12 protein-coding genes and 1 rRNA gene are annotated in these 11905 nt (G+C 72.9%); 11 read left to right on the forward strand and 2 right to left on the reverse strand.

Going from position 1 to position 11905, the window contains the following annotated elements; all coding sequences use genetic code 11:
* The first annotated feature begins 60 nt into the window (after nucleotides 1-60).
* Entirely contained in the window at nucleotides 61-1257 is a 1197-nt protein-coding gene (locus ACIP4P_RS20255; RefSeq protein ID WP_400920276.1) for a GAF domain-containing sensor histidine kinase, read from the forward strand.
* Nucleotides 1250-1906 (forward strand): response regulator transcription factor, encoded by a 657-nt coding sequence (locus tag ACIP4P_RS20260; RefSeq protein ID WP_350511534.1) that lies wholly within the window; start codon nucleotides 1250-1252, stop codon nucleotides 1904-1906. The genes ACIP4P_RS20255 and ACIP4P_RS20260 overlap by 8 nt, the downstream gene beginning before the upstream one ends.
* Nucleotides 1907-1928: 22 nt before the next feature.
* Here the strand turns inward: ACIP4P_RS20260 and ACIP4P_RS20265 are convergent, their stop codons facing one another.
* Nucleotides 1929-2732, reverse strand: a complete 804-nt coding sequence (locus tag ACIP4P_RS20265; RefSeq protein ID WP_350511533.1) for a hypothetical protein — start codon at nucleotides 2730-2732, stop codon at nucleotides 1929-1931.
* Between the two features lie 150 nt (nucleotides 2733-2882).
* On the opposite strand from ACIP4P_RS20265, the gene ACIP4P_RS20270 reads away from it, so the two are divergent.
* The 7 genes from ACIP4P_RS20270 to ACIP4P_RS20300 all read left to right on the forward strand — a co-directional run bounded on the left by ACIP4P_RS20270 (nucleotide 2883) and on the right by ACIP4P_RS20300 (nucleotide 8955).
* Nucleotides 2883-3674: an ABC transporter ATP-binding protein gene (locus ACIP4P_RS20270; RefSeq protein ID WP_350511532.1), complete on the forward strand. Its 792-nt coding sequence runs from the start codon at nucleotides 2883-2885 to the stop codon at nucleotides 3672-3674.
* Nucleotides 3675-3806: 132 nt separating this feature from the next.
* Nucleotides 3807-4229, forward strand: coding sequence for an NfeD family protein (locus ACIP4P_RS20275; protein ID WP_350511531.1), 423 nt, complete (start codon nucleotides 3807-3809; stop codon nucleotides 4227-4229).
* A gap of 10 nt (nucleotides 4230-4239) precedes the next feature.
* Complete coding sequence (locus ACIP4P_RS20280; RefSeq protein ID WP_400920280.1) at nucleotides 4240-5292, forward strand: SPFH domain-containing protein; 1053 nt, start codon at nucleotides 4240-4242, stop codon at nucleotides 5290-5292.
* Between the two features lie 224 nt (nucleotides 5293-5516).
* Nucleotides 5517-6275, forward strand: a complete 759-nt coding sequence (locus ACIP4P_RS20285; protein ID WP_400920282.1) for a sulfite exporter TauE/SafE family protein — start codon at nucleotides 5517-5519, stop codon at nucleotides 6273-6275.
* A gap of 68 nt (nucleotides 6276-6343) precedes the next feature.
* The gene (locus tag ACIP4P_RS20290) at nucleotides 6344-6523 is read left to right on the forward strand and encodes a DUF1272 domain-containing protein (RefSeq protein WP_400920284.1); all 180 of its coding nucleotides are present in this window, start codon (nucleotides 6344-6346) and stop codon (nucleotides 6521-6523) included.
* Nucleotides 6524-6578: 55 nt separating this feature from the next.
* Nucleotides 6579-6884 carry a 4a-hydroxytetrahydrobiopterin dehydratase gene (locus ACIP4P_RS20295; protein ID WP_350511527.1) on the forward strand — a complete coding sequence of 102 codons (306 nt, stop codon included), beginning with the start codon at nucleotides 6579-6581 and terminating at the stop codon, nucleotides 6882-6884.
* A 103-nt stretch (nucleotides 6885-6987) separates the two neighbouring features.
* On the forward strand, nucleotides 6988-8955 hold the full coding sequence (locus ACIP4P_RS20300; RefSeq protein ID WP_400920287.1) for a PQQ-binding-like beta-propeller repeat protein: 1968 nt from the start codon (nucleotides 6988-6990) through the stop codon (nucleotides 8953-8955).
* A 119-nt stretch (nucleotides 8956-9074) separates the two neighbouring features.
* Here the strand turns inward: ACIP4P_RS20300 and ACIP4P_RS20305 are convergent, their stop codons facing one another.
* Nucleotides 9075-9605, reverse strand: coding sequence for an HNH endonuclease (locus ACIP4P_RS20305; RefSeq protein WP_350511525.1), 531 nt, complete (start codon nucleotides 9603-9605; stop codon nucleotides 9075-9077).
* A 316-nt stretch (nucleotides 9606-9921) separates the two neighbouring features.
* Here ACIP4P_RS20305 and tyrS point away from each other — a divergent pair, with 316 nt between their 5' ends.
* Together tyrS and ACIP4P_RS20315 are read left to right on the forward strand one after the other, a co-directional pair.
* Nucleotides 9922-11193: a tyrosine--tRNA ligase gene (tyrS, locus tag ACIP4P_RS20310; RefSeq protein WP_350511798.1), complete on the forward strand. Its 1272-nt coding sequence runs from the start codon at nucleotides 9922-9924 to the stop codon at nucleotides 11191-11193.
* Between the two features lie 620 nt (nucleotides 11194-11813).
* A 16S ribosomal RNA gene (locus ACIP4P_RS20315) occupies nucleotides 11814-11905 on the forward strand; the annotation flags it as partial.

Consider the following 11905-nt stretch of genomic DNA (forward strand, 5'->3'; position numbering starts at 1 on the left):
TGCGTCCCGCGCGGCCGGGGACGGACGCGGACGCCCCCGCGGCGGCGGTAGTTTGGCGGTATGCCCAGCGCCACCGATGACCGTCCCGCCCCCGTCGGACCGCCCGCCGCCTGCGACCCGCTGGCCGGCATCGAGGCCGTCAGCCAGGCCCTGCTCGCGATGAGCCGGCACCTGGAGGTCCGCGAGGTGCTGCGCCGCATCACCGCCTCCGCCCGCGACCTGCTCGGCGCCGAGTACGCGGCCCTCGGTGTGCCCGACGACCACGGCGGCTTCGCCCAGTTCGTGGTCGACGGCGTCACCGACGAGCAGTGGCGGGCGATCGGCCCGCTGCCCCGCCAGCACGGCGTGCTCGCCGAACTGCTGCACGAGACCGGGCCCACCCGCCTCGCCGACGTCCGCAAGGCCCCCGCCTTCGAGGGCTGGCCCGCCGCCCACCCCGAGATGGACGCCTTCCTCGGCATGCCGGTCCTGGACGCCGAGGCGGCCGAGGACGAGCCCCAGGTGCTGGGCGTCATCTTCCTCGCCAACAAGCGCGGCGGCGGCCTGTTCACCGACCACGACGAGGAACTGCTGCGGATCCTCGCCGCGCACGCCGCCCTCGCCCTCTCCAACGCCCGCCTGTACGAGCGCAGTCGTGAACTCACCCTGGCCGGCGAGCGCGCCCGGATCGCCCACGACCTGCACGACGCCGTCGCGCAGAAGCTCTTCTCGCTGCGGCTGACCGCCAAGGCCGCCGCGAAGCTGGTCGACCGCGACCCGGCCCGGGCCCGCGCCGAACTCGCCGAGGTCGCCCGGCTCGCGGCCGAGGCCGCCGACGAACTGCGCGCCGTGGTGGTCGAACTGCGCCCCGCCGCCCTGGAGGAGGACGGGCTGAGCGCCACCCTCGCCTCCCAGGTGCAGGTGCTCGACCGCGCCCACACCGCCGACCTGGCCTTCGCCGCCGACGGCGTCCGCGCCCTGCCGCCCGCCCAGGAGGCCGCGCTGCTGCGGGTCGCCCAGGAGGCCCTGCACAACGCGCTGCGCCACTCCGGAGCCGGCCGGGTCAGCGTCACCCTGGCCGGCACCCCTGGCCGCGGCGCCGTGCTGCGGGTGCGCGACGACGGCCGCGGCTTCGACCCCGAATCCGTCCGCCGGGCCGGCCGCCACCTCGGCCTGGCCTCGATGCGCGACCGCGCGGCCGCCGTCGGCGGCACGCTCACCCTGGAATCCGCCCCCGGCAAGGGGACGCTCGTCGAGATGGAGGTCCCCGGTGCCTGAGAGCACGCCGTCGATCCGCGTCCTGCTGGTCGACGACCACCAGGTGGTCCGCCGCGGACTGCGCACCTTCCTGGAGGTCCAGGACGATATCGAGGTGGTCGGGGAGGCCGCCGACGGGGCCGAGGGCGTCGACCGCGCCCGTGAACTCGACCCGGACGTCGTCCTGATGGACCTCAAGATGCCCGGCGTCGACGGCATCGAGGCGCTGCGCACCCTCAAGGACGAGGGCAGCCGGGCCCGGATCCTGATCGTCACCAGCTTCACCGAGCACCGCACCATGGTCCCCGCGCTGCGGGCCGGCGCCGCCGGGTACGTCTACAAGGACGTCGACCCGGAGGCGCTGGCCGGGGCGATCCGCTCGGTGCACGCCGGTCACGTCCTGCTCCAGCCCGAACTGGCCGAGGCGCTGCTCTCCGACGACGGCCCGCGCGCCCCGCAGGGCCGCGGCGGCACCCTCACCGAGCGCGAGCGCGAGGTGCTCGGCCACATCGCCGACGGCCGCTCCAACCGGGAGATCGCCCGCAGCCTGCACCTGTCGGAGAAGACGGTGAAGACCCACGTGTCCAACATCCTGATGAAGCTGGACCTCGCCGACCGCACCCAGGCCGCGCTGTGGGCCGTCCGCAACGGCGAGACCCGGCCGGCGTAGCGGACGGCCCCGGCGGACGGTCCTAACGGGCCTCGCGCTCGTCCACCAGGGCGTTGTACGCCGCCACCTGGGCCCGCCGGGCGGTGCGCCGCAGGGGGGCCAGCACGGACTGCCGCGCGGCCATCTCCGAGGCGCTCACGGCCGCGCCGTGGCCGCCCGCGGCGATCGACAGCAGCGCGGACACCTGCCGGGCCGACTCCAGCACCCGGACGGCGCGCGGCGGGTAGCCGGGGGCGAGCAGCTCGGCGTGCCCGCGCCGGCGGTACGCCTCCAGGGCGCGCATCGCCTCCGGCCCGGCGCCGGCCACGTCCAGCCGGGTCAGCAGCACGGTCGCCTCGCGCAGCCCGTCCGCGAGCTCGCGCTCGGCCTCGTGCAGCGAGGGCACGTCGGCCGGCGGGGCGTCGTTGACCTCGGCGCAGCGCCACAGCACGGTCGCCGAGCGGTCCCCGGCCGGCCCGAACACCGTGATCTCCGGCACCAGCCCGAGCGGCACCCCCACCGCGAGCACCGCCTCGCCCGTCGCCATGGCGTGCTGGTTGAAGGCCGCCGGGCCGGTCAGTCCCAGCGGGTGCCCGGCCGAGGGCAGCGCCAGCCGGAGCCCCTTCGCACCCAGCACCCGCAGCCGGCCCAGCGCCCAGGTCAGGCCGTGCTGCTCGCCCGGGGCGTCCCCGGGCAGCCCGGTCACCCGGTGCCCCTCGTCCTCGCCGAGCACGGCCGCGGCGGCGTCGTCGGGCGCCACCAGGCCGCTCAGCAGGGCGTTGCCCCAGGCGGTCAGCCGCCCCGAACGGGGCTCTTCGTACGGATTGTCGGCAGGAGTCGCGAGCATCCGGCCAGCCTACGGAATCGGCGGTCATCCGCGTGGCGTAGGTTTGCCCATGCGCGTGCGGCGCACCCATCCCGTGCCCACCGGCTGCCGGAGTAGGCTCGCCGCCCGCACCGACGGCCGAGATTTTTTGTATTTGGGGAAGGCGTGGGCATGAGCGACGTGCTGGAGCTGGTGGACGTATCCGTGGTCCGGGAGGGGCGCGCGCTGGTCGACCAGGTCTCGTGGTCCATCTCCGAGGGTGAGCGCTGGGTCATCCTGGGCCCGAACGGCGCCGGCAAGACCACCCTGCTGCAGATCGCCTCCTCGTACCTCTTCCCGACCTCGGGCAAGGTCTCGGTGCTCGGCGAGAAGCTGGGCGAGATCGACGTCTTCGAGCTGCGGTCCCGGATCGGCCTGGCCGGTGCCTCGATGTTCGACAAGCTGCCGGCCGAGCAGACCGTGCTGCAGACCGTGCTGACCGCCGCCTACGGCATGACGGTCAGCTGGCAGGAGACCTACGAGCAGTCCGACGAGGGCCGGGCGCTCGCCCTGCTCGACCGGATGGGCATGTCCAACCTGACCGCCCGCAAGTTCGGCACCCTCTCCGAGGGCGAGCGCAAGCGCACCCTGATCGCCCGCGCCCTGATGACCGACCCCGAGCTGCTGCTGCTCGACGAGCCCGCGGCCGGCCTGGACCTCGGCGGCCGGGAGGACCTGGTCCGCCGGCTCGGCGCGCTCGCCCAGGACGAGTTCGCGCCCGCGATGGCGATGGTCACCCACCACGTCGAGGAGATCGCCCCCGGCTTCACCCACGTCCTGATGATCCGCCAGGGCCGGGTGCTCACGGCCGGCCCGATCGACACCGAGCTGACCGCCCGCAACCTCTCCAAGTGCTTCGGCCTGCCGCTCACCCTGGAGCGCCACGGCGACCGCTGGTCGGCGCAGGGTCTGCCGCTCGGCTGACCCTCCGTCCGTCCCCCCGTCCGTCCAGATCGCCCGGGGTCGTCGGAACCGGTCGCACCTGCGACCGGTTTCCGCCCCTCGACCTGCGGGAACTGTCCGCCTCGAAGGCCCTTCGCTCCCTAGGATGGACACGTGGACAGCTGGATCTGGTGGCTCCTGGCCGCCGCAGCGCTCGGCATACCGCTGGTGCTCACCGCGATGCCCGAGTTCGCCATGTTCGCGGTCGGCGCGCTGGCGGCCGCCGGTGTGGCCGGACTGGGCGGGGGAGTGGTCCTCCAGGCCGTGACCTTCCTGGTGGTCTCGGTCGCGCTGGTGGCCTTCGTCCGGCCGATCGCCTACCGGCAGCTGCAGAAGGGCCCGCAGGTCAAGATGGGCATCGAGGCGCTTCAGGGTGCCACCGCGGTCGTCGCGGAAACCGTCGACGGGGAGGGCGGACGGATCAAGCTCAACGGCGAGATCTGGTCGGCCCGAGCGCTCCACCCGGACCAGGTCTACCAGCCCGGGCAGCAGGTCGACGTCGTCGAAATCCAGGGCGCGACCGCCCTGGTCGTCTAGGGGAGAGTCCGTGGAACCCGTCCTTATCGTTTTGGTCGTCCTGGTCGTGGTGGCCTTCATCGCGCTGATCAAGACGATCCAGGTCATCCCACAGGCCAGCGCCGCGATCGTGGAGCGCTTCGGCCGCTACACCCGGACGCTCAACGCGGGCCTGAACATCGTCGTTCCGTTCATCGACCGGGTCCGCAACCGGATCGACCTGCGCGAGCAGGTCGTGCCGTTCCCGCCGCAGCCGGTGATCACCCAGGACAACCTGGTCGTCAACATCGACACGGTGATCTACTACCAGGTCACCGACCCCCGGGCGGCCACCTACGAGGTCGCCAGCTACATCCAGGCCATCGAGCAGCTGACCGTCACCACGCTGCGCAACATCATCGGCTCGATGGACCTGGAGTCCACCCTGACCTCCCGCGAGGTCATCAACGCCGGTCTGCGCGGCGTGCTGGACGAGGCCACCGGCAAGTGGGGGATCCGGGTCAACCGCGTCGAGCTGAAGGCGATCGAGCCGCCGACCTCCATCCAGGACTCGATGGAGAAGCAGATGCGCGCCGACCGTGACAAGCGCGCCGCGATCCTCACCGCCGAGGGTCAGCGCCAGGCGCAGATCCTCAAGGCCGAGGGTGAGAAGCAGGCGGACGTGCTCCGGGCCGAGGGTGAGGCGCAGGCCGCGGTGCTGCGCGCCGACGGTGAGGCGGCCGCGATCCGGACGGTCTTCGAGGCCATCCACGACGGCGACGCCGACCAGAAGCTGCTCGCCTACCAGTACCTGCAGACCCTGCCCGAGCTGGCCAAGGGCGACTCCAACAAGCTCTGGATCATCCCCAGTGAGGTCGGCGACGCGCTCAAGGGCCTCGGCGGCGCCTTCGGCGGCCTGACCGGCAACGGCGGCGGGGTCAACGGCGGTGCGCTGGCGGCGCCGAGCGTGCCCCAGGCGCCTCCGGCGACCACCCAGGTGCCGCTCGACCCGGCGGCGGGGCCGCGGCCGGTGGACGTCGAGAAGGGCGCGGCCCGGCCCCGGGTCGACCCGGCGAGGGAGTACCGCAAGATCGACCCGGAGTGATCCTCCGCGTTCTCGGCCCGGGGCCCGCTACCTGTCGGTGGCGGGCCCCGGGCGTTCTCCGGGGCGGTGCGCGGACGCCCGAGGGCCGCGGGTGCCGACGGTGTGGCGTGCGTCCCGAATCGTGGTCGGGCCTGGTCGGTGCGGCGCGCGGTCCGGCATGATCCCCTTCGAGCAGGACGGCTCGAACAGGACCGCTCGAACAGGACCGCGAGGAGAGGTGACCCATGACGCTCTGGGAGTCGATCGCCGTCCTGGCGGCCGGCGTCGGCGCCGGGATGATCAACGTGATCGTCGGCTCCGGCACCCTGATCACCTTCCCGGTGCTGCTCGCCGTCGGCATCCCGCCGGTGACCGCCAACGTCTCCAACTCCTTCGGGCTGGTGCCCGGTTCGCTCAGCGGCGTGATCGGCTACCGGCGCGAGCTGGCCGGCCAGGGCCGCCGGCTGCGGCGGATGGGCACCGCCTCGCTGTTCGGCGGACTGCTCGGCGCGCTGCTGCTGACCAGGCTGCCGAGCGGCGCCTTCGACGCGATCGTCCCGGCGCTGATCCTGCTCGCCCTGGTCCTGGTGGTGATCCAGCCCCGGGTGGCCAAGGCCGTCGCGGCCCGGCGCCGGGCCGACGGCGACCCGGACGGCAGCCCGGTGCTGCTGGTCGGGGTGTTCCTCACCGGCGTCTACGGCGGCTACTTCGGCGCCGCGCAGGGCGTCCTGCTGATGGCGCTGATGGGCATGCTGCTCCAGGAGGAGCTGCAGCGGATCAACGCGGTGAAGAACGCGCTGGCGATGATCGTCAACGGGGTCGCCGCGCTGTTCTTCCTGTTCACCTCGACGGTGGACTGGACCGCCGCCGGGCTGATCGCCGCGGGCTCGCTGGTCGGTGGGCTGCTCGGCGCCAAGGTCGGCCGCCGCCTGCCGCCGGTCGCGCTGCGCGGGGTCATCGTGGTGGTCGGGCTCGCGGCCGTCACCAAACTGCTGGTGGGTTGACCGCACGCCGGATGATCATGGGATCGTTCGTCCGACCGTAGGACCGCATGTGATCGGAGTAGTGAGCCATGGCCCTGGAGATGCGCGAGATCTGCGAGCTCTGTGAGGTGTCGCTGACCGCCGACGGCCCCGCCTCGATATGTTCCTACGAGTGCACCTTCTGCGCGGACTGCACCGCGGCCATGGAGTCCAACTGCCCCAACTGCGGCGGCGACCTGGTGGTCCGTCCGCGCCGGAAGGCCGCCTGACCGGCACCCTACCGGCCTCCCGACCGGCACCCGACCGACCACCCGGAGCGCACCGATGAGCAGCAGGGCACGACTGAGCGAGGACGAGATCGCGGCGGCCCTGGCGGCCCTGCCGCTGTGGAGCCGCGCGGGCGACAGCATCGCCCGCGGCGCGGACGCCCCCGACTTCCCGGCCGCGATCCGGGTGGTGGTCGCCGTCGCCGAACAGGCCGAGGCGCTCGACCACCACCCCGACATAGACATCCGCTGGCGCACCCTGCGCTTCGTGCTGTCCACCCACAGCGCCGGCGGGCTGACCGGCCTGGACTTCACCCTCGCCGCCCGCATCGACGAGGCCCTGCGCGCCGAGTCGGCGGCCTGAGGCCCTGCCGCGCTGCGCCGAGGGCCCGGGTGGGGAGCCGGGGCGGGCGTGAGATGCTGACTGCCGCAATCGGCAGGCAGGCGGGGCTGGGAGGGACGGAACGATGGCGCAGGAGCCCTTCGGAGACGCCCACGGCCAGCAGCAGCCCTGGTACCCCCAGGGCCCGCAGCCGGACTGGCAGGGGTACTACGACCCGCAGCAGGCCCACGTCCAGGCTCACGTCCAGACCCACGCCGAAGCCCAGCAGCCCCCGGCCCAGCCGCAGTGGCAGCAGGCGACGCAGTACGACCAACAGCAGTACGACCAGCAGCAGTACGACCCGTACTACGGGCAGACCGGATACGTCGAGGGCGGCTACGCCCAGGCTCCGGGGCAGGGCCACGACCCGTACGGCGGCGGGCAGCAGTACCCGCAGCCCTACCCGGACCAGCACGGCGGGCAGCCGTACGCCGCCCAGCCGCCGCAGGCCCAGCCGGTGGCGGACGCGCTGTACGTCCCGGCGGGGGCCGAGTACTCGGCCGACGGCTACGTGCGGATCGAGCAGACCGAGGAGCCCGCGGCGGAGCCCGGGCCCACCGCGGCCGAGACCGTCGACCGGCCCGGTGGGGGGAGCGGTGGGGAGCCCGCCGGGCCCGCCCCGCGCTCGCGGGCCGCTCGGCGCGGCGGCTCCGGCTCCGGCTCCGGCTCCGCCGCTCTCGCCCCGTCCGGGTCGCTCGTGGACCGGGTCCGGGCGGCCGTCCTCACCGGGGAGCACGTGCCCAGTCGGCGCGCCCTGCTGGTGCGGGCCGGCGCCGGGGTGGCCGCGCTCGGGGTGCTGATAACGGCCGCGCTGACGGTCGGCGCCGAGGGCGGCGGCAGCGCGGCCGCGACCAGCGGCGGCGAGCCCGGGTTCGCGGTGGCGCACACCAAGGTCTGGTCCGCGCAGCCCGCCACCTCGCAACCGGCCGCCGCGTCGCCCGCGGGCGACGACACCTTGGTCGGGAGCTGGCTGCTGGCCGACGCGGTGGTCCGCGCCGACGGCTCCGGCGTGCACGCGTACGACCGGACGGCGGGCAAGCCGACCTGGTCGGTCGAGCCCCCGGCGGCCGGGGCCGTCCCGTGCGGGCTGTCGTCGGGCGTGAACCAGGCGGGCCTGGGCGCGGCGCTGTTCCGCCCGCAGGCCGACCCGAAGAGCCCGTGCACGCTGGTCGCCGCCGTGGACACCAAGACCGGCAAGACCGTCTGGACCAAGAACCTCTCGGACGCCAAGGGCCCCTACTCGGCGCGGGTCGGCGTCACCGACGACATGGTGATCGCGGTCGGCGACGACCACGCGCTGGCCTGGGCGGCGGCCGACGGGAAGGACGTCTGGCAGTACACCGGGCAGGGCAAGTTCTGCACCCTGTCCGGCGGGGTGAGCGGCAAGACCGTGCTGGTCGCCTCCTCCTGCGCCGATTCGACGCCCGCCGACCAGGCCGTCTCGCTGAACGCGGCGGACGGCAAGGTCGGCTGGTGGCGGGGCCTGAACAACCAGCCGAAGACGGTCACCGTGCTCTCCGCCGAGCCGGCCGTGGTGCTCACCACCGGCGGGAAGCCCGAGGACGACCGGGTGTTCGCCTGGGGCGCCACCGGTGACCCGGCCGCCGAGATCCCGGTGGTCACCGACGCGGGGCGGCTGGACGTCGGCCACGGCACGTTTTCGGCCACGCCCGAGGTGTTCTTCGAGGGCCGCACCATGGTCGCCGCGATGTCCCCGGCGAAGGCCGGCGGACCGGTGTCCGCGGTCGGCTACGACCTGGACACCGGCAAGCAGCGCTGGCGGACGCCGACCTCCGCCAAGGGCGGCGCCCGGGCGGTGGGCATCGACGGCGGTTCGCTGGTGCTGGCCGCCGACGAGCGCCGCGACCAGCCCGCCCGCCTCGGCCGCTTCCCGCTGGCGGGCGGCCAGGAGGCGGTGGGCGGCAACTTCCCGGCCGGCACCGGCTCGCTGCTGCTCTCCGGGCGGGTGCTGATCGGTGGCGGACAGGTGGTCGTGGTGCCCGAGCACGCGTCCAACTACGGCACGGCGGCGGGTTACCAGGCGAAGGGCTGAGTCCCGCCGGCCCGGCCCGGCCCGGCCCGGCCCGGCCCGGCCCGGCCCGGCCCGGCCCGGCCCGGCCCGGCCCGGCCCGGCCCGGCCCGGCCCGGCCCGGGCCGTGTTCCAGGAGGCGGCTAGGCGGCCGTGACCGGCGCCCCCGGGACGGTCGGCAGCCAGTCGGCGAGCTCCCGGGCCTCCGAGCCGCGCAGACCGAGCGCCAGCATCAGCGTCGCCTGCGGCGTCGGCACGAACGGGCGCCGCAGCAGCTTCATCCCGGCCTGCTCGGGCGTCCGGTCGGCCTTGCGCTGGTTGTCCTCCGCGCACGCGGCCACGGTGTTCATCCAACTGTCCTCGCCACCACGCGACTTGGGGTGCAGGTGGTCCACCGTGGTGGCCCGGCGCCCGCAGTACGCGCACAGGTGCTGGTCCCGGGCCAGGACACCCCGCCTCGACCACGGGGCCTGTTGTCGGAACGGCACCCTCACGTACCTCTGCAGTCTGATCACCCTCGGCACCGGAACGGCCACGCCCGTCCCCCGGATCGAGCGCAGCGGATGCGCCTGCTCCACCACCGCCTTGTCCTGGAGCACCAGGACGACGGCGCGCTGCAGCGACACCGTCGTCAGGGGCTCGTAGCTCGCGTTCAGAACCAGCGTGTTGCGCACTCGGCACACCCTTCCCACGGGCGTGCCACGGCGGCACGACCGTCTCCACACACGTCACCGCCGCCGCACGGCGGTGGAACCACTCTGAATGGGCCCACAGCCGACTAACAACGGAATTTCCGGTACCGCGGAGGGACCGGGCCGGGGTCGGGCCGGGGTAGGACCGGAGTCGGGCAGGGAGCGGGCAGGGCGCCTCGGGGAAAACTCGCTGGCCGGAACCGCGTAGGCTCTATCAGGCTGGAGTCGCACCGACCCCGGGCCCGACCGAACCGGGCCGACAGCGGGCGGGACGCCCGATCGAAGGAGAAGCGTGACCGTGACGGACATCGTCGACGAGCTGCGGTGGCGTGGGCTGATCGCCCTGTCCACCGACGAGGACGCACTGCGCAAGGCGTTCGCGGACGGCCCGGTCACGTTCTATTGCGGCTTCGACCCGACGGCCCCCAGCCTGCACCTGGGCAACCTGGTGCAGATCCTCACCATGCGCCGCATCCAGCAGGCGGGGCACCTCCCGCTCGGCCTGGTCGGCGGCGCCACGGGCCTGATCGGCGACCCGAAGCCCACCGCTGAGCGCGTGCTCAACGACCCCGAGACGGTGGCCGGCTGGGTCGAGCGCCTGCGCGGCCAGATCTCGCGCTTCCTCGACTTCGAGGGCCAGTACGCGGCGCGCATGGTCAACAACCTGGACTGGACCTCCGGGATGTCCGCGATCACTCTGCTGCGTGACGTCGGCAAGTACTTCCGGGTCAACAACATGATCGCCAAGGAGGCCGTCGCCCGACGGCTCAACTCCGACGCGGGCATCAGCTACACCGAGTTCAGCTACCAGATCCTCCAGGGCATGGACTACCTGGAGCTGAACCGTCGCTACGGCTGCACCCTGCAGACCGGCGGCAGCGACCAGTGGGGCAACCTCACCGCCGGCACGGACCTGATCCGCAAGGCCGACGGCAAGTCCGTGCACGCGCTGGCCACGCCGCTGATCGTCAAGGCGGACGGCACCAAGTTCGGCAAGACGGAGTCCGGCACGGTCTGGCTCGACCCCGAGCTGACCACCCCGTACGCCTTCTACCAGTTCTGGCTGAACGCGGACGACCGGGACGTCCCCAACTTCCTGCGGATCTTCAGCTTCCGCTCGAAGGAGGAGATCGAGGAGCTGGAGCGCGAGACCACCGAGCGCCCCGCCGCCCGCCTCGCCCAGCGCGCCCTCGCCGAGGAGCTCACCACGCTGGTGCACGGCGCCGAGCAGTACGAGCGCGCGGTCGCCGCGTCCAAGGCACTGTTCGGCCAGGGCGACCTCGCCGACCTGGAGGCCCCGACCCTGGCCGCGGCCCTGGCCGAGGTCCCGAAGGCGGCGGTCACCGAACTCCAGCCGGTGGTGGACCTGCTGGTCGCCGTCGGCCTGGCGCCGAGCCGCTCGGCCGCCCGCCGGACGGTCAAGGAGGGCGGTGCCTACCTCAACAACGTCAAGGTGACGGACGAGGAGGCGGTGCCGACCGAGGCCGATCTGCTGCACGGCCGCTGGCTCGTGCTGCGCCGCGGCAAGCGCAACCTGGCGGCGGCGGAGCTGGTGCCGGCGTCGGCGTGAGGGCCGATGTCAGTGCCGCGTGAATGTCGGCGTGACTGAAAACCGACGCCGCTGAGCTGCGGATTCGACGAACGAGGGCGGGATCCAGCCGGATCCCGCCCTCGACGTTTGACGATGTCCTCCAGGTGGCCTAGTGTTGAACGAGTCGCTGAAGCGGCCACCCCACTCAGCAGGACCCACTCTCACTCACTTCGATGCCCATTCAGTTGGGTTCGTTGGCATTGCCGTCAACAGGGTGTGAGCGTGAATTTCGAGTGACACTCGGAATACGCTAAAGTGGTGGTTGTCGCGAAAAGCGGACCCGGCCAGTTCGGGAAATCGGATGAATGAAACTCCGGAAAACGGAGCGGAAAACATCTGGTAAGCTGGAAACACGAAAGAACGAAGCGCCCGGAGGGCCCGCTGGAAGGCGGTCCGAAGGAAGCGTCCGTTCCTTGAGAACTCAACAGCGTGCCAAAAGTCAACGCCAGATATGTTGACATCCCCGGCCTCGATCGTCTGATCGGGGTTGGAGATTCCTTTTGAAACAAACACTAGCGAGGACGCAGTGCGCGGGGCCGCCCTATTCCGGTGGTTGCCGTGCCGCTCAACGCGGGTGTCGACCCGATTACGGGTAAACATTCACGGAGAGTTTGATCCTGGCTCAGGACGAACGCTGGCGGCGTGCTTAACACATGCAAGTCGAACGGTGAAGCCCTTCGGGGTGGATCAG

This window comes from Kitasatospora sp. NPDC089509 (assembly GCF_044749365.1).
GTDB lineage: Bacteria > Actinomycetota > Actinomycetes > Streptomycetales > Streptomycetaceae > Kitasatospora.